Here is a 24,451-nt window from a genome sequence, read left to right as displayed (position 1 = left end):
CTACGACACGTCGGCCCCACAGTCAGGATAAAGGTCCTCGAAAGGGTCCGCCACGGTATCGCACTCTGGGAACTTGGTGCCAGCACCCCGCAGTTTCATCCACCGATGGAACCGCAGTAGGTCATCCTCCACCTCGATTTCCCCAGTGATCTCCTTCCCACGGTCTTGAAGCCACATCTCGAACTTTCGAAGGTGTCGGACGTGGCGCTTTACCGTGTTCTCTGCCGTATCCGACTGTGAACGGGGTACGTAACTCTCGCGGTAACTCTCGATAGGGTCCATGGCACTCATTGACCCACCTCCCTCCAGTAGTGTGGAGCGTCAAACCCGTGGATCATCAACATCTGCACGTCGCTGTAATCGTCCTCGTAGTAGAGTTGAACGAGCGCCTTCCCTGCTTCAAGTTCCGACACACCCGCGTCATCTGCGACTTCAGCCGCCGTTGCTCCGAACTTCACGGCGATAGCGTCCCTGTCCGCCCCCTCAAATACTTCTTCCACCACGGGTAGTGCGCCGTATACATCGGAAAACACCTTGTTAGGGATACCACCCTGGGAAAGCATGGTGTCGTGCATGTTCTCAAGGCGGTCCTTCTAATCAATTTCGACCCGAAATGTAGGGTTGTACCCAGATAAACAGATTCAGTTAGATACTAACTGTTCGTTGGTCCTTCTTCTCAGTAACACAGGCAACATAGTCGGTCTCATACGAATCATCATACATTCCGAGAGTATGCTCGGCCAACACACGACCGAGTAGCGGAGGTACGGCGTTACCGATCTGCTCCACAATATCACTTCGACTACCAACAAATTCGAAGTCATCAGGGAAACTCTGTACCCGAGCACCTTCTCGTGGAGTTAGAGCTCGGTCTTGGTACGGATGGATACATTTGTTCGAAGCAGGATGGATGAAGTTCATCGTAATCGTAACCGATGGAAGGTCTGGGTCCAGACGAGAATAGCTTGAGCTATAGCCACTACTTATGTAATCCTCAACATCGTCTACCTCATCAGACGCTTGAAGATTCTCTATTGTAGCTTCTTTATTTGGACCGCTATGCCTAATGATGGTCATCATTTTCGACTGGTGCTTCGTCGCCTTATGTAGAGAGAGCTCGTTCGAATTCTTCCGCATAGTCTCTTGATATTCGTTCTGCGCTGGCTTGGTGTACTCTGTTACTTCCTCTCCAGCCTCTAATTCAGGTAAATCACCGATAGCGTCCATAATGGTACGGCCTTCTGGTAGGGAAGTCCCAGCACGGAAATTATCAAGAGTCGGCTGAGCTGTGATTACCTTAGACTCGTCCTTGTAGCCAATAGTTCGCCCATTAGCTTGATGAGTAGGTCGTGGAAATTCGATAACTCGGTCATCTCCCGAACCAATCATAATCAGGCGTTCACGCCTCTGGGGAAGTCCGAAGTTAGCGCCGTTAACAATTCGCCAGTCAGCACTATATCCGATATCCCGTACACTATCGATAATCTTCTGAATCGTTATTCCGTCGTTGTGAGTGGCAAGACCCACTACATTCTCCATAATGAAGAAGTCAGGTTCAAAGAAATCGACATAATTCACGAAGTCTGTATAGAGGCCGTTCCTCTCGTCTTCAGCCTCAGTTCCGCGGTCTGGGCGGATTGAAGAGAAGCCTTTGCAGGGTGGGCCGCCTACAATCACATCCACATCATCAGGAGAAATGTCCTTCTCTGTAGCAGTTTTCTCAGCAGGCCACTCTCGGATATCTTCATTAACGACGCTAGCTGAAGGATGGTTTTCTTTAAAGGTCTCTGTAGCTGCTCCTTTTTTGTCGAGTCCAAGGAGAACCTCAAACTCATTTGATGGGTGAGTCTTGAACCCGTATGTGAATCCTCCCGTTCCACAAAACAGATCGATTACACCTACCATAGGTTGTATGAGACAATTGTCTCATTTCTTTTTAAATATTCTTGATTGGAACTCTCGCTCATTAAGATACTGTGTCGCTATACGCACTTAATAATCTTCACGACCCACGTTCAGAAGAAACAGTCAATCCGTTAATGAGACAATTGTCACAACCATTCTTAAATCGGTCGGTCTCTCTCAATATCTTATGGACGATGAGTTCAAGTCGGAGCTTGGTAATCGGATAAAGGAACTTCGTGAACTACACGAAAGCTCGCTTGAAGAAGTTGCCGAGGCTGCTGATATACATCGGACTACTCTGGGAAAAATCGAGAGAGGTGAGAGAGAGCCGAGTTTGTCGATTGCTATGCGGATTGCGGAAGCATTAGATATCACAATAACGGAACTTACAAATCCCGAATCATTCAGGACAGCAAACAGGGAATACGTTATAGAAGATGCAGACATTCTCGAAGAAGTTCCGTTTGATAGCTCTGCGATTCTCAATGGTGTCGAAGAGATTTATGAGAACCTGGACACGATTGATTTCGCACTACGCCGTCGAGGTCTCGACCCGCTCGCAGAACAGTTCGATGAGTATGCGGCTCTGTCAACAGTTATTGGAGAATTCTTCGCATCTGGTGTAGCTGGAGCATCTGATGGATTGTATCGGGTGAACGCAGGGAACTTCCCCGATTTAATCAGTAGCGGGAAGCAGAGCGGTGTTCCCGGTATTGAGGTCAAGATGGCTATGGAAGATAACCAACCAAAAGGCCATATCGCTAAGCCCGGTATGTACGTCGTCGTACGATATGTCCTCGGCGGGAGAGACAGAAGCTACGAACGAGGTGAGAGAAAGGATACACCTTGGGTTTGGGAAGTTCGTATGGGTGAAATGGAAAAAGAACAATTCAACGAAAGCGATACTGAAGGTGACTCTGGAAAAACTGCAACATTTACTGCTGATGCTCTATGGGACTTTGATTGTCTATATCTTGACCCAGAACTAATTCCCTATACCCGGAGTTATTACAAAAAGAAGAATGGAGATGTTCTGAGGTCAGTTATGAACCAACAGCAATTATCCTGATTCTGCGTACGTGCGTGTAAGGAGCAATTCCCCGATTCAACTGCTGTGTAGAGCGTTTCGTTGAGTTCTCTGCGTACGATCTCCACGGACTTGCGAGAGTTGTAGTAGTAATACGCAGTTCCGTCACCCCCGTAGTGCGGTTCAGAATTCGGTTCGTAGTTCTGGTGGAAGTAGGCGGTGGGCAGCGCACCGTTTGCACGAGTAATAATATTTAATTAGCAGGCGTGTCTCTGTAGAGACACGAATGTCCGGCCGCCCGTCGATGCCTGACCTCGTGCTCGCCAGCATCGCCCTCTCGATGCTGCTGGCGTCGCTCGGCGCAGTCGTCACCTCCATCAGCCTCGTGACTGCGCTGAGTGCCGGCAGTCTCCCGGCCAGCGGCTCTATCGGCTACGCGCTGTTCTATAATCCGCCAGTCGCCAGTGATGGCCACGCCTGATTTCGGCGTCTCCGCTCCGCGACTGTCCCGGCGAAAACTGAAAACGACAGTCGTTACTGCGCCGTCGGCGAGGTGTCGTCGCCCATCACCTGCTTGACCTGCAGGGCCGCAGAGGCGGCGATGCCCTGCGCGAGGTCGTCGCGCTCGGCGTCGGAGATGCTCGCGCTTTCCGGGTCCTCGGGCGTGTAGTCGGCGCTGACGACCGATCCGACGGGTGGCTGGACCGCGATTGTGGCCCGCGGTCCAGTCGTGCTGTTGCTGATTTCCGAACCGACGACGAACTCGCCGGGCAGGAGTTCGCGGGTCCGGGCGGCGACGCTTGAGAGGTCCCGTCGGAGCTCCTCACGCTGTTCCGCGGTCAGCGTCACTTCTTCCGTCTCCCCACCAAACGACGTATTACCGTACATGAACGTTCTCTGTCTCTATGGGGGGGAGGACTAAAAACCCAGGGTCGAACACAGTTCTGACCGGAACCGTCGGTGCAATGCCGCTTACACGACGGGGTGGCTCTCGCCGTAGGTGGCGAGCACGACGGCGCTGGCGTACTCGGCGTCGTCGGACGCCGACTCGACGTACACGTTCTCCTCGACGAACTCCCAATCCCGGAGGTCCCGGCCGGCGGCCAGCCCTTCGCGGATTTCCATCCGGACCGCGTCCTCGCTGCCCCCGTCGACCTCGTAGAAGATGCCCGGCCCGTCCTCGCTGCGGGCCCAGCCGATACCAGCGGCCACGCTCTCACCAGGCTCGGCTGTCGCCGAGGACTGGACGACCTCTAGCGCTTCGCCGGGCGGCCCCAGGTCCGGTGCCGTCTCCGTCACCTCGATAGCCGGCTCGGTAGGAATGACAGAGGAAAGCGAAATGAGGTTGTAGTTGTGGACGCCCGCCTCGGCGAGTGCCGCGTCGTACGCGGCCAGTGCGGTCGGGCCGGTCGCAGTCCCCCACACGACCCGGATAGTACTCATAGGCGACAGTCGACGGTCCGCGGGGTAAGGGGTTTCGCTTCGTTATGCCGGAACGAGTCTGTAGCACATTCCCGGTCGGTTCGGGTCGCCCTCGACCGCGCGCTCCGTGTAGTAGATGGCGTCGGTGGTCACCAGCGGAGCACTCGTCACATGGCCGCGGTTGTCGGTGGTCCAGACCCTCGCTCCCGAGTCCCGCTCCAGCGCGTACAGTCGCCCGTCGTAGGACCCGACGAGGACGTGGCCTCGGGTGGCGACGACGCTCCCGATAATCCACCCGCCAGTGTCGTAGCGCCACTGCTCCTCGCCGCTTTCGAGGTCGAGTGCGTACACCCGGTCGTCGTGGCTGCCGACGTAGACGGTGCCGTCGTGGACCGCCGGCGCACACATCACGTCGGCGTCGGCCTCGAAGGTCCACTGCTCCGAGCCGTCGGTCACGTCGACGGCAGTGACCGTCTCGGCCCACGACGGCACGATAGCGGTCCCGTCGGCGACGGCGATGGGGGCTTTCACGTCGCCGCCGGTGTCGTACCGCCACACCTGTTCCAGACCCGGGAACGACCACGCGTAGCAGTAGCCGTCGTTCGAGCCAAACAGCAGACGACCGTGTTCGCGGTCCAGCGCCACCGTCGAGTGCGGATGGTCGGTCGGCCGACTGTCCCGCCACTGCACGTCGCCGGTCGCGGCGTTCACCGCGACGACGCTCCCGCTCGGAGCCGCGTGCTCGACAGCGACGTACAGCGACCCGTTGTAGTAGGTCGGACTTGCGCCGATGGCATCACCGAGTTCCGTCCGCCAGCGCCGCTTTCCGGTTTCGAGGTCCAGCGCCGACAGCGCGCCGTCGTAGGCCCCGATGTAGACGGTGTCGTTGGCGATAGCCGGCGTGCCGTGGCTCCCCCGGGTGGCCTGCGTGATGGTCGTCGCCCACTGGACCTCGCCATCAGGTGCGATGGCCCGCACGCGGCCGGTGTCGTCGGCCAAAATCAGGTCACCGGTCGGTGCCAGCACGGGACTCCCCTTCGCCGCGGTGTGGTCCCCGCGGTTGGCCGGCAGTTCCCAGGCCCGCTCAACAGCGTCCGGTATCGACGCGTCCTGATATCCCTGGTTCAGGAGCCCCTGCCGGAACTGTGTGGCGGCGTGTTCGTCAAGCGCCGTCGATGCGAGCGGATCGAACTGTGATTGACACCCCGCAACTGACCCGACCGTCGTCGCCGCGAGCGTCCCCAGAAACGCCCGCCGCGTCCGTCCGCGCTCTGTCACGGGCACTGATACCGGGCGGTGTGGCTTAAATCGCGCGGGGTCACGCGGGCCACAGGCGACCTTCGGGCGTCTCGATACCGAACCGAATGACGGAAGTCCGATTCAGTCGGTTACCGGGTCTGCACGATTCGGTGAACGGACCGTTCAAAACACGCTCGAATTCAGATTTGTGAGTGAAATCAATCACACAAAAATATACGATTTAATATATAACCAATAATATACTATAGCGCTTGCTATCTCAAAGACGTTTTTAGCCGCTAATATCTACTTTTGGACGCTTATTTTATTATTTATGAGATGAGCGTTCATTCTTAATTACCCCCATAATTTATAATCCATGGCTGTCTCGTGAGCGATTGCATGCAGAAGAATTCAAAACGCACTCGTCGAACGTTCATCAAAAGCGCTGGTGTCATCGGGACAGCGGCACTCGCTGGCTGCAGCGGCGGCTCCGATTCGAGCACGGAGGACGGCTCCGGCGGCGAAAGCTCCGACGGTGAAAGTTCAGACGGTGCCACGACCGGCACTGGTTCGGAGACCATGGCAGACGAAATCGTGTTCTACAACGCCGGGTCACTGGAGTTCGACCCGGGGACGGAGGACAACATCAATCGGTTTGAGGAGGAGACCGGCATCTCCGTGGAAGTCAACGAGGTCCCGTGGAGCAACCTCAAGACCAGCCTGACGACGATCTGGCGGAACCAGGACAGCACCGTCGACGCCTTCAACGGGCCGACCTGGTGGCTGGCTGACTTCGTTAGCTCCGACTGGCTCGAACCGATCGGCCTCGGGAACGATCACATGAGCAAGTTCCCCGACTCGCTGAACGACCTCGTCCAGTTCGACGGCCAGACGTACATGGCCCCCGAGTTCGGGAAGTGGGGAAGCTACCTCTACGACCAGCAGTACCTGAACGACCAGGGCTTCGACGCGCCGCCGGACACGTGGGACGAGGTGCTGAGTCAGGGCGAACAGCTCTCACAGGGCGAGAAGTCCGGGTTCGCGTTCACGTGGGCCGGCAAGTCCGTGTTCAGTTTCAAGCAGTTCCTCTACCAGGCCGGCGGCCAGCTGTTCAACGACAGCTACGAGCCGGTGTTCGTCGAGGAAGGCAAAGAGGTGCTGGAGTTCTTCAACGGGCTCCGTGAGCGTGGCATCACCCCCGACGGGATGTCCAGCCTCGGCGAGGGTGGCATCGGTGACAACTTCATCGCCGGCCAGTACGCGACCGTCGAGTCCTGGACGCCGCTCGGGGCGCGCGCTATCGACGAATGGGACGAAAACCGAATCGGCAGCGCCAAACCGCCGAAAGGCCCCGAGAGCCGCGCGACGTTCCAGGACACGAACGGCATCAGCGTCTCGGCGTTCTCGGAACGCAAAGACGCGGCCAAGGAGTTCGCCCGCTTCATGACCACCCGAGAGTCCTGCAAGAACAACATGCTCGTCGAGGGCAACCCCTGTGTCGTCCCCGACGTGTACGACGACGAGGAGATCCAAAACGAGTACCCTTCCTGGCTGCTCGAAGACATGCGGTTCAACCTCGAAAACGCACAGAGCGAGACCTACCTGGCCCAGCCCCAGGTCGACGACTACCTGAACGAACAGCTCACGCCGGCGCTGCTCGGGAACAAAGACCCCGAGGCGGCGCTCAACGACGCCTACGACAACATCGAGCGTCTCTACCAGGACATCGGCCTCATCTGATCGGCGCGGTCCAAGATATATAGATAATATGTCAATAGAAAAGAGTCCGTTGCGTCGCAAACTCGACAAGCTGTTCGTCCCGTTGACCGTCGGGCCGACGCTTCTGTGGATCGCCGCGATAATCGTCTACCCGACCGCGAAGCTGTTTCTCAGCAGCCTCCAGTTCCGGAACCCGATAACGAATGAGATGGAGTTCGTCGGTCTGCGGAACTTCCAGCGGCTGATCTTCGCACGCGAAGGGGGCGATGCCGCGCTCGGCGTATTCAGCCCCAGTTTCGTTTCGATAACGACGAATACAGTCATCTACGTCGGTTTCAGCGTCTCCATCTCGTTCCTGCTGGGGCTGGGCATCGCGCTGTTGCTCGATAAGGACCTGAAAGGACGGGGCTGGTTCCGGACGGCGGTCATCGTCCCGTGGATTCTCCCGTACGTGATGAGCGGGCTGATGTGGCGCTGGATGTTCCAGTCCGATTTCGGCGCGATAAACGGCGCACTCCAGCGCCTCGGCGTCATCTCCGGGAACATCCCGTTCCTCTCGGACGGCGCGCTCGCCATGATGGCGCTCATCATCGCCGACGTCTGGGTGTTCACGCCCTTTATCATCATTATCCTGCTCGCGGGCCTGCAGAACGTCCCCGAGCAGCTGTACGACGCCGCGGAAGTCGACGGGGCCAGTCGGTGGTCCCGGTTCTGGAACGTCACGTATCCGTTCCTGAAACCGTCGATACTGGTCGCGCTGACCATCCGTATCATCTTCGACATCCGGGCACTGGACCTGGTCTGGGTGATGACCCAGGGTGGCCCAGGGAAGTCGACTGAGGTATGGGCCTCCTGGCTGTACCGGACCGCACAGGTGTTCAACGAACCCGGGACCGGCGCTGCACTCGGAGTCGTCCTGCTGGCCGTGACCTTCGCCATCGTGGCCAGTCTGTACAAGTTATTCGGCGAGTCACCCTACGAAGCATGAGCACGAAGAAATCACCACTCAACCGACTGCGTCGGTCGCTGGGACTGGATACACAGAACGAGTGGCCGTCGGTCGCCCGCGAGCGGCTGCTGGCCTACGGACTGCTCGCCGTGTACGTCCTGATCATCTGGTTCCCGATCTACTACATTTTCATCACGAGCATCAAGCCATCGAGCGAAGTGCTGTCGCTGCCGATCACGTTCTTCCCGCAGAACCCGACGGCACAGAACTACATTGATATCTTCACGAACCGGCCGTTCGACAACTACACGATCAACAGCATGATCGTCGCGACGACGACGACGCTCATCTGTATCACCCTGGGGACGGTCACCGGCTACAGTTTCTCCCGGTATGACTTCCTGGGGAACAAATCGCTGCTGCTGTCGATCGTCGGCGCGCGGATGATCCCGCCCATCGCACTGATCGTCCCGTTCTTCCAGATCATGTCGAACCCACCGCTCATCGGCGGGCTCACCGGGAGCCTGTACGACACGCGGCTCGCACTCATCCTCACGTACACGTTCTTCAATCTCCCGTTTGCCGTCTGGATCATGAAGAACTACTTCGACGGCATCCCCGAATCGCTGGACGAACAGGCCCAGATCGACGGCTGTTCCCGCTGGGAAGCGTTCGTCAAGATCATTCTGCCGATGGCGAAGCCGGGTATCGCGGCCACCGCCATCCTCGCGTTCATCTTCTCGTGGAACGAGTTCGTCTTCGCGCTCGTTCTCACGTCCTCGGAACAGGCACAGACGCTACCGATCGCTGTCTCGCTGTTCGTCGCCGACGACTTCGTCGACTGGGCACACCTCGCAGCTGGCGGGATGATCGCCGCGTTACCCGGCATCCTGTTCGGCCTGTTCTTCCAGCAGTACATCGTGAGCGGACTCACACAAGGAGCTGTCAAGGAGTAACTAACTATGGCACACGTAGAACTCACCGACCTCGTAAAGGAATTCGACGACGTTACCGCAGTCGACGGCATCTCGCTGGACATCCCCGACGAAAGCTTCACCGTCCTCGTCGGCCCGTCAGGGTGTGGCAAGACCACGACCCTGCGCCTCATCGCGGGGCTCGAACGGGCGACCGGCGGTGAAATCCGAATCGGCGAGGACATCGTCAACGACGCTCGCGCGTACGAGCGCGACATCGCGATGGTGTTCCAGAACTACGCGCTGTATCCCCACAAGACGGTGCGGGACAACATGCGGTTCGGGCTGGAGCAACACGACACGGACGAGGAGATCATCACCGAGCGGGTCCAGGAGACCGCGGAACTGCTACAGATCGAAGAGCTACTGGATCGCCGGCCGTCGGAGCTGTCCGGCGGACAGCAACAGCGCGTCGCGCTGGGTCGCGCAATCGTGCGTGATCCCGCGGTGTTCCTGATGGACGAGCCGCTGTCGAACTTAGATGCGAAGCTTCGTGTCCAAATGCGTGCCGAACTGAACAAACTGCACGAGGAGCTGTCGACGACGACGGTCTACGTCACCCACGATCAGGTAGAGGCGATGACGCTGGCCGATCAGATCGCGGTCATGGACAACGGGCAGATACAGCAGGTCGGCGAACCGACCCACGTGTACTCGAACCCGCGAAACATGTTCGTCGCCGGCTTCCTCGGCTCACCGAGCATGAACTTCCTCGAAGGGACGCTCGAAGAGTCCGCCGCCGGCAAGTTCGAACTGGATCTCGGCGGCGCGATCCACAACGTCCCCGACGAGTTCACCGACGCGCTCGAACCGTATCTCGGTGACCGGGTGACGCTGGGCATCCGCCCGGAGAACATCGCGCTCAACCAGGACGGCGTCCCGGCGAACGTCCACCCGGCGACGGTGGAAGTCGTCGAACCGCAGGGCGAGAAGACCGTCCTAGAACTCGAACTCGAGACCGGCCAGAGCATCAAGGCCGCGGTCGATCCGGATACGACCGTCGAGATGGGCGATGCGGTGAACCTCCGGTTCGACAGGGACTCGCTCCAGTATTTCGACCCGGCCACGGGCGAATCGCTCACGTACGATTCGAAGATCGAACAGCAGGCGACGATCTGACGATGGCCGCAGCGCTCACCGATAGGATGGCACCCGCCAATATGCTCGTGTTCGGGACTGCGTTCGGGCTGGCAGGCCTTGCAGTCTTCAACTACGCGACCGGTATCTACGGCGGCGCAATCATCAGCAGTGTCGGGGTAGTCGTCGCGACACTGTTCGGTGTCCTCAGTACTTAGTACCGGGAGAGAGTTTTTCATGAACGTCTACATACTGCATGATATCCCACTGAACGCCATCGAGCAATCTCGCAAATCACTAGACTGCGACGCCGGCCCTGGGAGTGGGGCCGATTCTTTCGAGATCGATGATGACAATAGATAACACATACACCAGTCGTAGGCCGAACTCGCTCGCAGGGTCCGGACCCACCGATGTCACACTGTAACAGAACATGATACCTGATGAACGACGGAAGGAGATCGTTCGACAAGTGAACCAATCGGATCGGGTCACGGTCGAGGAGCTCACCGAGGAGTTCGGCGTCTCCGAGGCGACGATCCGGCGGGACCTCTCCTCACTCGCGGAGGACGGGCTCATCGAACGGTTTCACGGCGGTGCGCTCCCAGCCTCGAAAGAGGAGATCAACGAGTCTGGCACGACCGACAGCATTGACAACCCGAGCGGCAAGCGGGCGATCGCCGACCGGGCCGTCGAGGAACTGAGTGACGGCGACGCCGTCTTCTTCGATACGGGGCCAACGGCCCGTGAAGTGGCGAAAGCCATCCCGGAGGCGGTGTCGCTGCTCGCCGCGACGAACTCACCGGAAAGCGCGTTCGAACTTCGGGAGACCTGCGGCGAAGTCAAGGTCGTCGGCGACTCGCTGCGTCAAACCTCGGACGCACTCGTCGGCCCCAGCGCCGAGTCGTATCTCCGGAAGACGAACTTCGACATCGTGTTTCTCGAAACCGATGCGGTCCAGAGCGACGGCGGTCTCTCCGTCTCAAACGAGGACGAAGCGCGCATCAAGACGCTGCTTTGTGAAGGCGGTCGGCATGTCATCTTGGTGGCTGACGGCAGCAAACTGGACAGTCAGAGCTTCCGGGAGTTCGCGACGGTCGATGACATCGATATGGTCATTACGGACGTATCGCTGAGCGACGAGATGCGGTCGGTGTTCGAACAGGCCAACGTCACCGTAGTCGATAATCTGCTGGCCGTACCGTAAGTCCGAGAACCGCGAAAAACCGGGTTGCTGTACCGACGCTACGCGAACGCGACCGGCACGCTGCTGGCGTCGTCGTCGGCCTCGATCTTCTCGTAGGCGTCGTGGAGGTCGGACTGCTTCACCGTCGTCCGGCCGTCGCGGATGGCGAACATCCCGGCCTCAGTCGCCAGCGACGCTAGCTCCGCACCGGAGAGGCCGTCGGTCTCGGCGGCGAACGCACCCAGGTCCACGTCGTCGTCGAGATTCATCTCCGTGGTGTGGATTTCGAGGATGCGCTCGCGGCCCTCGACATCCGGGTTCGGGACTTCGATGAGGCGGTCGAAGCGGCCGGGTCGGAGGATGGCGCGGTCGAGCATGTCGAAGCGGTTCGTCGCCGCGATGATGCGGATTTCCCCGCGCTCGTCGAAGCCGTCCATCTCGGAGAGCAGTTGCATCATCGTCCGCTGGACCTCGGCGTCGCCTGAGGTCTTCGACTCCGTTCGCTTGGCCGCGATGGCGTCGATTTCGTCGATGAAGATGATAGCCGGTTCGCGCTCGGCGGCGAGTTCGAACAGGTCACGGACGAGTCGCGCGCCCTCGCCGATGAACTTCCGGACCAGTTCGGAGCCGGCCATCTTGATGAACGTCGCGTCGGTCTCGTTGGCGACGGCCTTCGCCAGCATCGTCTTCCCGGTGCCGGGCGGGCCGTGCAGCAGGACGCCGCTCGGCGGTTCGATACCGACCTCGCGGAACTGTTCGGCGTTGACCAGCGGCTCCTCGACGGCTTCCCGGACCTCGCGGATCTGCTCTTCGAGGCCGCCGATATCGTCGTAGGAGACGTCCGGCGAGCCGTCGACCTGCATCGCCTGTGCGCGGGCGTCAGTCTCGGGATCGAGAATCTGCTTGACGCCGAAGGAGTCGTTGATGGCGACGCGGTCGCCGGCCTCCAGCCCGTCGCGGATGGACGGCGAGACTTCGGTCAGGACTTCCTGATTGTTGCCATGCTGTTTGACGACGACGCCGTCGTCGGTCAGCTCCTCGGCTGTCGCGATATACAGCGAGGACGTCTTGAGCGTCTCGTTTTCCCGTTCAAGCTGGTCGACCTCGTCCGTGAGGTCGTGTTGCCGGTCACGGGCGGCGTCAAGCTGCTCGGTCAGCTGTTCGTTGACCTGTACTATCTCTTTGAAATGTTCCCGGAGTGCCTCCAGACGCTCGTCAGGCGTCATATCGGGATCAAGTTCCAACCGTGGTCGTTCCGGAAGCGAGGGACTGCGCGACATTTGGATGGTCGATACTATACGGTTGAGACACAAAGTGCCTTCGGGTCACAGGGGGTGAAAGGGTTATCCGTGTCGGGACGGGGCTGTAGCGTTCGGTTAGACCGGTGGCTCGAACAGCCAGACAGGCACCGGATAGCTACTGGCCGTCCTACAGCAACTCGGCGAACTCGTCGAGATACTCACCGTACGTCGAGAGCGCGGACTCGACGGGGTCCGGACTGGCCATGTCGACGCCCGCATCGCGAAGCAGTTCCAGCGGGTACTGCCGCGACCCGCTCCGGAGGAAGTCGATGTACCGCTGGGCGGCTGGCTCGCCCTCATCGAGGATGCCGTCGACGAGCGCGACGGCCGCCGAGATGCCGGTCGCGTACTGGTAGACGTAGAACGCCCGGTAGAAGTGCGGGATGCGCATCCACTCGCGGGCGATGCGGTCGTCGAGCACCGCCGGCTCGTAGTAGTCGCCCTTGAGGTCCCGATAGAGGTCATCAAGCCGGTCGGGGGTCAGCGGCTCGCCGGCCTCGGACATCTCGTGGGTGCGGAGCTCGAACTCGGCGAACATCGTCTGCCGATAGAGGGTCGACCGGAACCGTTCGAGATACTCGTTAAGGATGTGTCGGCGCAGACGCTCGTTCTCGACGGTGTCCAGCAGATGGTGGGTCAACAGGGTCTCGTTGACCGTCGAGGCGACCTCGGCGACGAATATCTCGTAGCCGGAGTAGACGAAGGGCTGCTCCTCGCTGGTGTACTCCGAGTGCATCGAGTGACCGAGTTCGTGGGCCAGCGTGTACATCGACTCCACGTCGTCCTGGTAGTTCATCAGGATGAACGGCTGGGAGTCGTAGGTGCCACCCGAATACGCGCCGGACTGCTTGTGCTCGGTCTCGTACACGTCGACCCACCGCGAATCCAGCCCGTCGGCGAGCCGGGACTGGTAATCATCGCCCAGCGGTGCGACGGCTTCGGTGACGTATTCGCAGGCCTGTTCGTACTCGATTTCGGGCGATTCCTCCTGCACAAGCGGGACGTAGAGGTCCCACATCCGGAGTTCGTCGGCCCCGATTGACTGGCGCTTGAGGTCGGCGTGGCGGTGGAGCGTGTCGAGGTTGTCGTGGACGGTGTCGACGAGCGTGTCGTACACCTCGACGGGGACGTTCGGACCGTCCAGCGCGGCCTCGCGGGCGGTGTCGTAGTCCCGTGCGTTCGCCATCTTCACGTCCGTCTTGACGGCGTTCTTGTAGGCCGTGCCGACGGCGTTGCGGACGGTGTCCCACTCGTCGTAGAACGCCTCGTAGACGCGCTGGCGGAACTCTCGGTCGGGGTGTTTCTGCAGCGTCGTGAAGTTGTTGAGCGTGATGGGCTGCTGGTCGCCGTCGGGGTCCTCGACGGTCGGGAACGCCATGTCGGCGTTGGCCAGCATGTTGTACACCTCGCCGGGCGCACCGGTGACCTCACCGAGTTCTGCAAGGAGATTCTCGACCTCGGCCGAGCGGGTGTGGTCTTTCATCCGGAGCACGTCGTCGAAGTAGTGCTCGTAGGGCTCCAGCCCCGGCTCCGCGTCGATCATCGCCTCGATGTCGTCGTATTCCAAATCCTGCAGTTCCGGGTCGAGGAACGAGGCGGCCGAACTGGCCTCCGACGAGAGAGACTGCGAGCGGGCTGTCAGCGCCTGGTACGTGTCGTCGGTCGTGTCCTCGTCCCGGCGCATCCGGGCGTAGGCGGCGACGTTCGACACCGTCCGCATCAGTTCCTCATAGGTCTCCAGAGTTTCTAACAGCGTCGCAGCGTCCTCGGTGGCGCGCCCCTCGTAGGCGGACAGGTCCTCGATCAGTTCCTCCGCCTCCTCGTAGGCGGCTTCCCAGTCCTCGTCGCTGGCGTAGAGAGAATCGAGGTCCCACTTGTACGCCTCGTCGATGTCGCTCCGTGCGGGTACCGAACTCATAGCCCGCTCTTGGGACGGGGCCGAAGTAAGCCTTCGTTTCAGCGACGGGGAACTACAGCCCGTCGGTTATGTGGTCGGCAACCCGCGCTGTCGTGTGGGCGTTCGCGCGTCGGTGCTCGAAGACCGTCCGTGCGTCCGCAGCGGCGTCCTCGTCCCGACTGAAGGCAACGTCCGGGTAACGAACGTCGGTCAGCACCAGCGGTTCGGGCGGGGCCGGCGGGACGCCGTCGGGGCCACTGACGGACTCCGGCGAGAGGATACGGTCAACCTTCGACAGCTGGGCGGAGCCGTCCGCGACAGTCGCCGCGAGCGAGACGAGCCGACGAACCAGCTGGCGGCAGAACCCGCCGGCCGTGAGCCGAACGACGAGGAACTGGCCGTCCCGCGTCCAGTCGATGTCGACGGTTCGCTCGGTTCCGGTGTCGTCGGACGTGAGATTGTGGAAGTCGTGGGTCCCAGCGAGCGCGTCGACGGCATCGGCCCACCGTTCGTCGTCGACGGGTCGATGTCCGGGCCGGTCCGTGTCCGTCGGCGCGTACAGATAGTAGGTGTACGTGCGTTCGGCGGCGTCGTGGGTCGCGTGGAAGCCGTCGGGGACATCGGCGCTGGCCCACACACGGATGTCGTCCGGGAGTTCGCCGTTGAACGCCGCCGGTGAGAGCCACGCCGGCGCGTCGAAGGCGACTGTCTGTGCCCGCGCGGACACACCGGCGTCAGTCCGACCAGCGGCCGCGTAGCACTCGGGCAAGCCGTCGCCGCGCTCGCAGACGCCGAGGCGGACGAGCGCCGAGCGCAGTCGCCCCTCGACGGTGTCGACGTCGGGCTGGCGCTGGAACCCGTGATACGGTCGGCCGTCGTAGGCCACGCGATAGGCGCGCATACCGATTTGTCGACTGCGAGCCACTTGTCTCACCCGAATCTCAGTCGCTGGGAAGGATAGACGAACTTAGGCATGCTGAGAACAAAGGTGGGAGTATGTCCAACGCCGCCGCGGCGGATCACGACTTCCCCCGCCCGCCCGAAACGTTCACCGACCACGACGGGCGGACGGTGACAATCGAGGCCTACGACGGCGACATCGACCCACTTGTGGAGATGTATGCTGACTTCGGGCCCGACTCCCGGTCACAGGGCGTGCCACCACGGACTGAGGCGGATATCCGCGACTGGCTGCCGAATCTCGTCGAAGACGGCCTGAACGTCGTTGTCTGGCACGAGGAGCAAGCCGTCGGCCACGCCGTCCTCGTCCCGTATCAGGACACCTCGGAACTGGCGATTTTCGTCCATCCGGACTACCAGCACGCCGGCATCGGCTCACAGCTCATCCGCGTGCTCCTCGGATACGGGCAGGAGAACGGGCTCGACCGCGTCTGGCTCTCCGTCTCGAACACGAACCACGTCGCCCGAGCGCTGTACGAGTCGGTCGGCTTCGAGACGATCGCCAAGGAGCGCGTGGAGATGGAAATGGAGCGGGCGCTCTGACCGGCCTGCCTCACAACGGCTTCACGCAGGGGTAGTGGCCACGCGGCAGTAGTGTCTTCCGTCACTCGGTTTCGAGGCTGACTTCCCTATCGACCTCACCGGCCGTGTTCTCTGCCTCGCTGTTCGCCGAGAGCGATTCGGTCTCCAGCAGGCGGTCCAGCCGCCGCTCGAACTCGCTGTCTGTCAGTTCACCGCGGGCGTACCGCTCCCGGAGCTGGTCGACCGGATCTACCGTCGGTTCCGACGCCGTGGTCATCTCGGTTTCATCCGAGTCCGGCTCGGCCGCCGGCGATTCAACCATCGGTAGTTTCGATCCCAGAAGGGCGACAAGCGGAGCCAGAATGAACCAGCCGAGGATGATAAATATCGGAGCAAGCACGTTTCCGAGGCCGGCCGCACCTGCGAGCATGGCAAAGCCAGTCGACAGTATCGCGATGGTCGCGACGAGCTTCCACCTCGGGAGGGCGATGGAGGGGAGCTGCATGTCGAACAATCAACACGGCGGTCGCAAAAAGTTACTGTCACAATCCGACCGTTAGGTGGCGCTACTCCGCGAAGTCCTCGAACGTCGGCCGGTCGTAGTCGCCGGGGAACGCCGAGAGCGGGACGCTGATCTGCTCGCCGTCGTCCATCTCCTTGAGCGTCACCTCGTCGTTTTCGAGGTCCTGCTCGCCGACGATGACGACCGTCTCGGCGTTGATGCCGTCGGCGTAGCCCATCTGCGCGCCAAAGGACCGGTCGGCGACGTCGCTCTCGACGACGTGGCCGCGCTCGCGCAGGTCACGGGCGATTCGGGCCGCGGTCGGGCGCGTGTCGCCGACCTGTAGGACGTAGTAGTCCGTCGACAGCTCCTCGGCGGGCCAGACGCCGGCGCGCTGACAGAGGAGTTGGAGCGTGGCGTGGCCGGGCGCGAACCCGACGGCCGGCGTCGGCTGGCCGCCGAATCCCTCGATGAGGTCGTCGTAGCGGCCGCCGCCGAACACCGAGCGGGACACCTCGCCCGTCGAGTCGAAGCACTCGAAGACGACGCCGGTGTAGTAGTCCAGCCCGCGCGCGGTCGTCAGCGAGACGGTGAGGTGGTCGCGGACGCCGAAGTCCTCGGCCGCGTCGAGCACTGCCTGCAGATTGTCGGTCGCCGCGCGGACATCCTCGGAGCCGGTGAGGTCCGCGAGCGTTTCGATTTCCTCGGCGTCGATCTGGAGCATCTCGTCGAACTTGTCGGCCTGGCCGTAGTTGAGCCCCGCTTCGACGAGCGCGTCGAGGTAGTCGTCGTGGTCGACCTTGGCCCGCTTGTCGACCGCACGAATCGCTTCGGGCACGTCCACGTCGGCCCCGAACGACTCCAGCACGCCCGCGAGGATGTCCCGGTGGGAGACGCGAATCTCGAAGTCCTCGCCGCTCAGTCCGAGGTCGGTGAGCATCTCCACGGCGACGGCCAGAATCTCGGCGTCGGCCGTCGGCTCCGCCGACCCGAAGATGTCGACGTTGGTCTGGTAGAACTCACGGAACCGCCCCTGCTGGGGCTCCTCGTAGCGCCAGAACGGTCGCGTCGAAACCCACTTGATCGGCTTCGAGAGTTCCTGTTGCTTGGCGACGAACATCCGCGCGACGGTCGGCGTCAGCTCCGGCGTGAGCGCGACCTCGCGCCCGCCCTTGTCCTCGAAGCTGTACAGCTCCTCGACGATCTCCTCGCCGCTCTTGTCGACGTACATCTCGGTCGGTTCCAGCGCCGGCGTGCCGATCTCCCGGAAGCCGTAGCGCTGTGCGACGTCTTCCAGCGTGTCCATGGCCCACCGCCGAGCCTGCATCTCCTCGGGGTAGAAATCACGAAAGCCCTTGACGGAGTCGTACATACCCGCGTCTACAGCGAGGGCGCGCTTGAACCTGTTCGTTCACGCTGACCGTGACCAACGAACCGTGCCCAGTAAAGACTCACTAAAACAGGGGCTCGCTGCTGCTTTCGACAGTAGTCCGTCCGTGACAGACGGGCGTGGCCGGCACGCGCTGGCGTCAAAAGGGCTAGTGGCCGGCTACACGGGGAACGGTCCGTGTTAGAGAGGGGACAACAAAGACGCGGTCTATCGAGGGTGGCCCTATGGGATGGGCAAGGCACCGGTTGACGCCGCGCGGGGTGAGACAGTGACACAGCGATTCGAGACGGGGGTTCGAGCACTCGACCGGAAGCTCGACGGCGGCATTCCGACTGGGAGCCTCGTCACGCTGCTCGCCGAACCGGCGAGCCAGGCGGAGCTGTTTCTCTCCGAGTTCGTCGCCCAGCAGGAGACGGTGTATCTCTCCGGCGAACAGGCACCGACCACAGTCACGTCGGCGCTGCGGTCCCAGCGGGGGACCTACGACGACCTCGCAGTCAGCCAACTGGACCGCAAAGCCCCGATCAGCGACGCGCTCGCCCACGTCGAGGGAGTCACGGAGGAGTCGCTCCTCGTCGTCGATCCGGTCGAACCACTTGAGCGCGCCGACACAGGGGAGTTTCGGGCCTTCCTCGAAACGCTGCAATCCAGACTTACACAGACCGACAGCGTTGCGGTTCTGTACGCGCTCAAACACGGCGCCACGCCGTCACAGCGCCACCGGACAGAGTACACGAGCGACATCGTGTTCGATCTCGAAACGAAGCGAAACGACGACGCCATCGAAAACAGGCTCTTCGTCCCGAAGTTCCGCGGGGGCCGAGCGCTCACTGAACCGATATTCCTCGACCTCACCGACCGGATCAACGTGGACACCAGCCGGGACATCGCCTAGCCTGACCGGAACACGCACGAGACCCGCCCCACCGACGGCTACCGCAGGCCCCGCACGCGTGACTGCGTGTGCTCGGGGAACACGTCGGTCACGGCACCCTCGCCGTAGCGCTCCCGCAGGAGCGCGCGGAGTTCGACCTCGTAGTCGGCCTTCGGAATCTCGGCGCTGGGGCCGCTCTCGACCACGAGTCGGTTTGCGGCCATCGCGTCGATAGCGCCGCGGCCGATACCCGCAAGCGGCGCGAGGTAGTCCACGCCGAAGCGGTCCTCGACGCTCTGTGCGAGCGGGCGCTCGATGGTCGGCACCCGGTCGTCGCGGCGGGTGCCGTCGGCGACGGCCGTAAGCGAATCTATGCCGTCGGCGCCGGCAACCCAGTCGCCGCGAGCAACTGTTTCGACGGCGTGTTCGTGGACCCGCTGGATGCCGTTGCGCGGGTAGCCGTCGTCGCGCATCTGCTCGACGGCGTCGTGGGCCACGTCCGGGTCTAGATCGACCGTCGCGTGGTCGAAGCCGACAGCCGACGCGCTCTCCCGAGCGGGGTCGGTGCCACAGACGCCGAAGGAGCCGCTGACGAGCGTCACATCGTAAAAGGGGTCGAGCAAGAGCGCCGCCAGCGTCGAGTCCTTGCCCCCGCTGTACAACAGGGCACACTCCATCTACCGGCGCTTGATGTCGAAGCTCTTGGAGTCCGGCGTCAGCTCCGAGAGGAGTTCCTTCATCTGGTCCTCGTCGATCTGGCCCTGCACGCGGCCGCTCTGGGCCAGCGCGACGACCTGCTGTTCGATCTGCTCGCCGACCTGCGGTTTCGACATCTTGACCGTGTTGAGCCGCTTGCGTGCGCCGTCGGTGAGGTTCTGCTTGAGGACTGCCTGCTTCTGGGCGTCGGCCTGCTGCTTGGCCGCCTCCTGCGCCTCGCCCTCGTCGCCCTGCTGTTCCTTGAGCTGCTCCATCTTCTGTTTCCGGAGTTCTTCGAGCTCCTCCTCGCTGGGGTCGCCACTCATAGTTGTATTAGAGTACTGGAGTGGGTCGGAAAACGATTTCGGAGCAGGAGCTACGGGCCGGCTGAAAAACAGCGAGAAAGGCGTCAGTTACGCGTAGCGTTCGAGCTCCGGACGGTCGAGTTCCGTCAGGAGGTCGCCTGCGGTGTCGTCGAGGAGGCTGCGGCCGTCACCGGTGACACGGCGGCCGTCGTTCTCGCTGGTCTCGACGTAGCCGGCGTCTTCGAGCTGCTGGAGCGCCGTCCGGATGATGTTGCCCGAGCCCTTGGTCTTGTGGTGGGGGCGGACGCGGTAGCGGGTCGTTCCCTGCTTCGAGGTGCCGTACTCGGAGCGGAGGGCGTTGACGCCGACGGGGCCGTCGACGGCGACCTTTCGGAGCAGGCTGGCCGCGCGTCGCGCCCAGAAGTCTTCCTGCTCGGGTGGGAGTTCGCGGTCGACGCCGGTCTTGGTGTACTCGGCCCAGTCCGGCGCTTCGATGTCGTCTTCGTCTGCGAGCGTCTCCGTAAGTGCCTCGATGAGTTCCTCGGGGGGAACGTCGTAGAGTGTAGCCATTGCAGATTTCTTTCCGTCGCCGTCATTTAAACGCGTCGTTCGCAGTCGGCGGGCGTGAACCGTTCACTCGCCCATAGGGCAGCGATGCTCTCTCCCGTCGGGAACCGCGAGTGTCACTCCTCGGGCGATGCGACCCGGTCGACACTGAGCGCAGCGGCGACGCCGCCGCCGATAACCGTCGGCAGCAGGTAGCTCCCGACGCGGTGGATCAGCACCGCAGAGGTGGCGAGGGCGGCCGAAACCGGGGTCGTCGAGACCAGCAGCGTCACGAGAACCGTCTCGATAGCCCCGGACCCCCCGGGAAGCGGGACGACGCTGGCGATGCTCCCGACGGGAACGACAAGCAGGACGACTTCGACCGGTACCGGTGCCCCAACGGCGTACAGCGACGTCCACAGCGATGCCGACAGGCAGATCCAGCCAAAGGCCGAGAGCCCGAAGGTCTGGAGGACTGTCCGCCGGTCGGTCGCGATGCGTTCGATGGCCGAAAAGAACCCCGCGATTCGCGTCTCGATGTTTTCGGCGGACGGCGGTGACCATCGGGGCACGACGGCCGACAGCGCGGCGAGAGTCGGTACAACACCGCGGATGATTGCCGCCTGAACGCGGTCCCGGTGTCGCCAGCCCAGGACAGCAGCAGTGGGGATACCGACCGCGAGTACCGCGACAGCACCGGCGGCAAACGCCAGGTTTCGGGTCAACTGGACCGCACCGGCGGCGACGAACGTGAAGCCGACGATGGCATACCCGACAGACGGCAGGAAGTGGACCGTGTCGACGGTGGCGATAGCCGCCAGCCCGGTCTCGTACTCGGTGTCGGCGGCCGTCGATATCAACAGCGCGCTCACGGGCTCGCCGCCGGCCTGGCCGAAGGGCGTGACGTTGTTCGAGAACACGGCGGCGACAAACACGAGAACGGCAGTGTGTGGCGCCACCGGTGCGCCGAGCGCTCGGAGGACCGTCCACAGCGCCAGCCCCCACGAGACGAGCCAGAGCATGGCGATGCCCGCGACAGCGAGAAGCGCCCACGGGTCCGCCGTCGTGAGCGCGTCCAGCGTCTCGTCGATGCCGACAAACCACACCAGCCCCCCAAGGACGGCCAGTGCTGCCGCGAACCCGACGACCGTCGCCATCCGGTTCCCATCCATGTAGATGGGATTGGCAGTCTCCGGTTTCAACCCACCGACCCTGTCCCGCCGACCGATACCCCGAGGGTTTTGCCCCGGGACACCGACGACCGGGTATGGACGAGCGGGCTGCACTCGCCGACCTCGCCGACCGGCTTCCCGACGCGGGCGACGACTGCGCCGTCGTGGACGGGCAAGTCATCACGACGGATATGCTCCACGAGCGGACGGACTTCCCAGCGGGGACGACCCGCTACACGGCCGGCTGGCGGGCCGTCGCCGCCTCGCTGTCGGACGTGGCCGCGATGGGAGCCGCCGCGACAGCCGCGGTGGCCGCGTACGGCGCGCCGTCGTTCGAGGCGGGTGAACTCGCGGCGTTCGTCGACGGCGCACAGGACGTGTGTCACGCGGTCGGCGCAGAGTACGTCGGTGGGGATTTAGACAACCACGACGAGTTCACCGTCGCGACGACGGCCATCGGGGCGGCCGCGGACCCGATCCGTCGCTCGGGCGCGTCGCCCGGCGACGCAGTCTGTGTCACCGGCACGCTGGGCCGGTCAGCCGCCGCGCTCGAACTGTTCGACCGGGGTGACACCGACCGGGCGAACGAGCTGTTTCAGTTCGATCCCCGCGTACGTGCGGGCGTCGCGCTCCGACCGCACGCGACGGCGATGATGGATTCGAGCGACGGGCTGGCCCGCTCGCTGCACCAGTTAGCCGAAGCCAGCGGCTGTGGCTTCGCTGTCGAAGAGCCGCTCCCGATAGACGCGCAAGTCGACGCGCTCGCGGAGACTGAGCAGGAGCGGAGAGAGCTGGGCGTGTTCTTCGGCGAGGACTTCGAACTGGTCTGTACGCTGCCCGAATCGGACGTTCCCGAAGCCAGAGACGCCGTGCCGTGCCCGCTACAGCGGATCGGAACGGTCACCGAGCGCGGGGTCACGCTCGACGGCGAGACGCTTCCGGACCGCGGGTACTCACACTGAGAATGTCCCGGCCGCGACGCGGGCTGACAGTTAGACCGCGCTGATCTCGAACGGAACCGGCGTGAAACAGGCCAGCCCCAGTAGGAACGTAAACAGGCCGAGCAGCGCCCGCCGTCGGTCGAGTTCTGTGTCTACTGTCGGTCTGGCCGGACCAGCATACGCGAGTCCGGTGGCGAACAGGCCCCAGAACACCCACAGGCCCCAGACGCCGAAACCGACCGGCGGCGGGTCGCGGGTGAAATACAGGTAGCCGGCGAGTGCGAACAGCGCGCCGGGAACAGCGGCGGCGACGGTCTCCTGCCGCTGTCCGACGATGGACCGCACGATGTGACCGCCGTCGAGTTGCCCGACCGGGAGCAGGTTCAGGAACGTGAAGAACATCCCGGCCCAGCCGGCGAACACGATCGGGTGGACCGATTCGCCGGGCCCAATCTCGGTCCCGAGTCCCAGCGCGTTCACCAGCGCTTCCAGCGCCTGGAACAGGAGCGGATAGTTGAACGTGATGATGACGCCGGTGTCGCTGTTTGCCACGCGTTCCGGAACCGTAATCGGGTCTATCGAGAGGCCGATAACGGTAACGACCGTCGTCGCGACAAGTCCGGCGAGCGGGCCGGCGACGCCGATGTCGAACAGCGCCGTCCGGTCGGGGATGCGTCCGCGGATGTTGATGACCGCCCCCATCGTCCCCAGATACGAGGGGAACGGGATGAAATACGGAAGCGTCACGTCGACGCCGTGATGGCGGGCCGCAGCGTAGTGACCCAGTTCGTGGATGCCGAGCACGCCGAGCATCGCGACCACGAACGGCCAGGCCTCGAAAACGCGAACCGGGTCCTCAGCGACCGGGATGTAGTACCAGGCGCTCGCGCCGACGTAGAGGGTCGACGCGATAGTCGCGAGTAGGAGCCCGATGTTGAGCCACGGGATACCGCCAGTGTCCGTGTCGGCAGGCTCCGCGACCAGTGCGTACTGGTCCGGGCGCGGGTTCAACGCACCACCGGTGGCGGTCATCGAGTCACCGGCGCCCGGACCGCCGACGACAGTAGTGCCGCCGTTGCTCGTAGTGGCTGCTGCATCGCCGGATTCCGGGCCGAGTTCTTCGAGTCGAACGTCGTAGCCCCGCTGTCGAAACAGCGGCCTGAGTTGCTCGACAGCGGCGGCTGGTGGCACTAGCGGGTCGCCGATATACTGGACGGTCCCATCCGTCCGCCGCACTGACGAGACGGAGAACACGCCGGCCAGTCGATCAGGCGATGGCGGGTCCGCGGAGCCACTCATCAGCTACTCGTAAACGATGCGGGCACAAATACTCCGCGAACGATCACACAGCTATAGTAGCCATTGAAAATCAATGCACACCTGATCGCACGATGGCAGTGAGATCAGTGTGTAAATCGTTTCAATTGTTATAGCAGGTACTATCGTCCAAGAACTGTACGCGGGGACCGGTCGTCTACGCCGGCTCGATACGCCAGGTGGTCGCGCTCGTGTACGACCACTTCTCGACATTGATCTCGGACGCGCTGTCCTTGAGCTTGACCATCAGGGCACCGATCTCCTTCGGGGAGAGACCGACTTCGTCAGCGATGAACTTGCTCTTGAAATACATCTCGCCGTCACTTGCCTTCTCTGCGAGGAACGACTTCAGTCGCTCTTCTTTGGAGGGCTCTTCCTCGCCGGAGGGCGTTGCGGTAGCGCTCATCTTTGTCACCTCACTTCTTCGTAACCCCGCCGGGAGTATATAAAGGAAGGAACCTTCAGGTCACTTCGGTCACTTTCAGGACAAATCGAGCTAAAACGCATTTTTTACGACCGTTTCAGAT

General features: G+C 62.2%; 28 protein-coding genes. 11 read left to right on the top strand and 17 right to left on the bottom strand.

The window, feature by feature from the left end:
• The 3 genes from VI340_RS01180 to VI340_RS01170 all read right to left on the bottom strand — a co-directional run bounded on the left by VI340_RS01180 (position 1) and on the right by VI340_RS01170 (position 1,905).
• On the bottom strand, positions 1–291 hold the full coding sequence (locus tag VI340_RS01180) for a hypothetical protein (RefSeq protein ID WP_336357604.1): 291 nt from the start codon (positions 289–291) through the stop codon (positions 1–3).
• Positions 288–575 carry a hypothetical protein gene (locus tag VI340_RS01175; protein WP_336357603.1) on the bottom strand — a complete coding sequence of 96 codons (288 nt, stop codon included), beginning with the start codon at positions 573–575 and terminating at the stop codon, positions 288–290. Before VI340_RS01175 ends, VI340_RS01180 begins: the two co-directional genes overlap by 4 nt.
• A 70-nt stretch (positions 576–645) precedes the next feature.
• A complete protein-coding gene (locus tag VI340_RS01170) occupies positions 646–1,905 on the bottom strand; it encodes a DNA cytosine methyltransferase (RefSeq protein WP_336357602.1) in 1,260 nt (419 codons plus the stop codon).
• 187 nt (positions 1,906–2,092) lie between these two features.
• Here VI340_RS01170 and VI340_RS01165 point away from each other — a divergent pair, with 187 nt between their 5' ends.
• Together VI340_RS01165 and VI340_RS01160 are read left to right on the top strand one after the other, a co-directional pair.
• Positions 2,093–2,974 (top strand): helix-turn-helix transcriptional regulator, encoded by an 882-nt coding sequence (locus VI340_RS01165; protein ID WP_008311046.1) that lies wholly within the window; start codon positions 2,093–2,095, stop codon positions 2,972–2,974.
• A 244-nt stretch (positions 2,975–3,218) separates the two neighbouring features.
• Positions 3,219–3,413 (top strand): hypothetical protein, encoded by a 195-nt coding sequence (locus VI340_RS01160; protein WP_008311048.1) that lies wholly within the window; start codon positions 3,219–3,221, stop codon positions 3,411–3,413.
• A gap of 53 nt (positions 3,414–3,466) precedes the next feature.
• On the opposite strand, the gene VI340_RS01155 is transcribed toward VI340_RS01160, so the two are convergent.
• The 3 genes from VI340_RS01155 to VI340_RS01145 all read right to left on the bottom strand — a co-directional run bounded on the left by VI340_RS01155 (position 3,467) and on the right by VI340_RS01145 (position 5,632).
• Positions 3,467–3,820 carry a DUF5811 family protein gene (locus VI340_RS01155; protein WP_004518427.1) on the bottom strand — a complete coding sequence of 118 codons (354 nt, stop codon included), beginning with the start codon at positions 3,818–3,820 and terminating at the stop codon, positions 3,467–3,469.
• An 84-nt stretch (positions 3,821–3,904) separates the two neighbouring features.
• Positions 3,905–4,375 (bottom strand): pyruvoyl-dependent arginine decarboxylase, encoded by a 471-nt coding sequence (locus tag VI340_RS01150; protein WP_008311052.1) that lies wholly within the window; start codon positions 4,373–4,375, stop codon positions 3,905–3,907.
• Positions 4,376–4,417: 42 nt separating this feature from the next.
• A complete protein-coding gene (locus tag VI340_RS01145) occupies positions 4,418–5,632 on the bottom strand; it encodes an outer membrane protein assembly factor BamB family protein (protein ID WP_336357601.1) in 1,215 nt (404 codons plus the stop codon).
• 363 nt (positions 5,633–5,995) lie between these two features.
• On the opposite strand from VI340_RS01145, the gene VI340_RS01140 reads away from it, so the two are divergent.
• The 6 genes from VI340_RS01140 (at position 5,996) to glpR (ending at position 11,522) form a co-directional block, all read left to right on the top strand.
• The gene (locus tag VI340_RS01140; RefSeq protein ID WP_336357600.1) at positions 5,996–7,336 is read left to right on the top strand and encodes a sugar ABC transporter substrate-binding protein; all 1,341 of its coding nucleotides are present in this window, start codon (positions 5,996–5,998) and stop codon (positions 7,334–7,336) included.
• A gap of 28 nt (positions 7,337–7,364) precedes the next feature.
• A complete protein-coding gene (locus tag VI340_RS01135; RefSeq protein ID WP_336357599.1) occupies positions 7,365–8,303 on the top strand; it encodes a carbohydrate ABC transporter permease in 939 nt (312 codons plus the stop codon).
• Positions 8,300–9,220 (top strand): carbohydrate ABC transporter permease, encoded by a 921-nt coding sequence (locus VI340_RS01130; protein ID WP_336357598.1) that lies wholly within the window; start codon positions 8,300–8,302, stop codon positions 9,218–9,220. Before VI340_RS01135 ends, VI340_RS01130 begins: the two co-directional genes overlap by 4 nt.
• A 6-nt stretch (positions 9,221–9,226) precedes the next feature.
• On the top strand, positions 9,227–10,357 hold the full coding sequence (locus tag VI340_RS01125) for an ABC transporter ATP-binding protein (protein WP_336357597.1): 1,131 nt from the start codon (positions 9,227–9,229) through the stop codon (positions 10,355–10,357).
• Positions 10,358–10,359: 2 nt separating this feature from the next.
• Positions 10,360–10,533 carry a hypothetical protein gene (locus VI340_RS01120; RefSeq protein WP_336357596.1) on the top strand — a complete coding sequence of 58 codons (174 nt, stop codon included), beginning with the start codon at positions 10,360–10,362 and terminating at the stop codon, positions 10,531–10,533.
• Between the two features lie 215 nt (positions 10,534–10,748).
• Positions 10,749–11,522: an HTH-type transcriptional regulator GlpR gene (glpR, locus tag VI340_RS01115; RefSeq protein ID WP_336357595.1), complete on the top strand. Its 774-nt coding sequence runs from the start codon at positions 10,749–10,751 to the stop codon at positions 11,520–11,522.
• A gap of 38 nt (positions 11,523–11,560) precedes the next feature.
• Here the strand turns inward: glpR and pan2 are convergent, their stop codons facing one another.
• From pan2 to truA, 3 genes are all read right to left on the bottom strand, one after another.
• Complete coding sequence (gene pan2 / locus VI340_RS01110) at positions 11,561–12,781, bottom strand: proteasome-activating nucleotidase Pan2 (RefSeq protein ID WP_336357594.1); 1,221 nt, start codon at positions 12,779–12,781, stop codon at positions 11,561–11,563.
• 148 nt (positions 12,782–12,929) lie between these two features.
• Positions 12,930–14,720, bottom strand: coding sequence for an oligoendopeptidase F (gene pepF / locus VI340_RS01105; protein WP_336357593.1), 1,791 nt, complete (start codon positions 14,718–14,720; stop codon positions 12,930–12,932).
• A gap of 52 nt (positions 14,721–14,772) precedes the next feature.
• Positions 14,773–15,600 (bottom strand): tRNA pseudouridine(38-40) synthase TruA, encoded by an 828-nt coding sequence (gene truA, locus VI340_RS01100; RefSeq protein WP_336357592.1) that lies wholly within the window; start codon positions 15,598–15,600, stop codon positions 14,773–14,775.
• 95 nt (positions 15,601–15,695) lie between these two features.
• Here truA and VI340_RS01095 point away from each other — a divergent pair, with 95 nt between their 5' ends.
• Positions 15,696–16,202, top strand: a complete 507-nt coding sequence (locus tag VI340_RS01095; RefSeq protein ID WP_336330292.1) for a GNAT family N-acetyltransferase — start codon at positions 15,696–15,698, stop codon at positions 16,200–16,202.
• 61 nt (positions 16,203–16,263) lie between these two features.
• On the opposite strand, the gene VI340_RS01090 is transcribed toward VI340_RS01095, so the two are convergent.
• Together VI340_RS01090 and hisS are read right to left on the bottom strand one after the other, a co-directional pair.
• Positions 16,264–16,686, bottom strand: coding sequence for an SHOCT domain-containing protein (locus VI340_RS01090; RefSeq protein WP_008311064.1), 423 nt, complete (start codon positions 16,684–16,686; stop codon positions 16,264–16,266).
• Between the two features lie 61 nt (positions 16,687–16,747).
• The gene (gene hisS, locus VI340_RS01085; protein WP_336357591.1) at positions 16,748–18,055 is read right to left on the bottom strand and encodes a histidine--tRNA ligase; all 1,308 of its coding nucleotides are present in this window, start codon (positions 18,053–18,055) and stop codon (positions 16,748–16,750) included.
• 247 nt (positions 18,056–18,302) lie between these two features.
• On the opposite strand from hisS, the gene VI340_RS01080 reads away from it, so the two are divergent.
• A complete protein-coding gene (locus VI340_RS01080) occupies positions 18,303–18,968 on the top strand; it encodes an RAD55 family ATPase (protein ID WP_008311067.1) in 666 nt (221 codons plus the stop codon).
• 38 nt (positions 18,969–19,006) lie between these two features.
• Here VI340_RS01080 and VI340_RS01075 read toward each other — a convergent pair whose 3' ends face one another.
• The 4 genes from VI340_RS01075 to VI340_RS01060 all read right to left on the bottom strand — a co-directional run bounded on the left by VI340_RS01075 (position 19,007) and on the right by VI340_RS01060 (position 21,666).
• Entirely contained in the window at positions 19,007–19,624 is a 618-nt protein-coding gene (locus VI340_RS01075) for a DUF7411 family protein (RefSeq protein WP_008311069.1), read from the bottom strand.
• Entirely contained in the window at positions 19,625–19,969 is a 345-nt protein-coding gene (locus tag VI340_RS01070) for a DNA-binding protein (RefSeq protein WP_008311071.1), read from the bottom strand.
• An 87-nt stretch (positions 19,970–20,056) separates the two neighbouring features.
• A complete protein-coding gene (locus VI340_RS01065) occupies positions 20,057–20,518 on the bottom strand; it encodes a 30S ribosomal protein S19e (RefSeq protein WP_008311072.1) in 462 nt (153 codons plus the stop codon).
• 113 nt (positions 20,519–20,631) lie between these two features.
• Positions 20,632–21,666, bottom strand: coding sequence for a lysylphosphatidylglycerol synthase transmembrane domain-containing protein (locus tag VI340_RS01060; protein WP_336357590.1), 1,035 nt, complete (start codon positions 21,664–21,666; stop codon positions 20,632–20,634).
• A gap of 95 nt (positions 21,667–21,761) precedes the next feature.
• Here VI340_RS01060 and thiL point away from each other — a divergent pair, with 95 nt between their 5' ends.
• Positions 21,762–22,628 carry a thiamine-phosphate kinase gene (gene thiL, locus VI340_RS01055; protein WP_008311074.1) on the top strand — a complete coding sequence of 289 codons (867 nt, stop codon included), beginning with the start codon at positions 21,762–21,764 and terminating at the stop codon, positions 22,626–22,628.
• Positions 22,629–22,658: 30 nt separating this feature from the next.
• Here thiL and VI340_RS01050 read toward each other — a convergent pair whose 3' ends face one another.
• A complete protein-coding gene (locus tag VI340_RS01050) occupies positions 22,659–23,906 on the bottom strand; it encodes a site-2 protease family protein (protein ID WP_336357589.1) in 1,248 nt (415 codons plus the stop codon).
• Between the two features lie 175 nt (positions 23,907–24,081).
• Entirely contained in the window at positions 24,082–24,330 is a 249-nt protein-coding gene (locus VI340_RS01045; RefSeq protein ID WP_004518404.1) for a DUF7123 family protein, read from the bottom strand.
• Between the last annotated feature and the right edge of the window lie 121 nt (positions 24,331–24,451).

The sequence above is a fragment of the Haloarcula sp. CGMCC 1.6347 genome (genome assembly GCF_037078395.1).
Classification (GTDB): domain Archaea; phylum Halobacteriota; class Halobacteria; order Halobacteriales; family Haloarculaceae; genus Haloarcula; species Haloarcula amylolytica.
The sequence above is the reverse complement of the archived record's forward strand: the minus strand, read 5'-3'. Positions and strand labels throughout refer to the sequence as shown.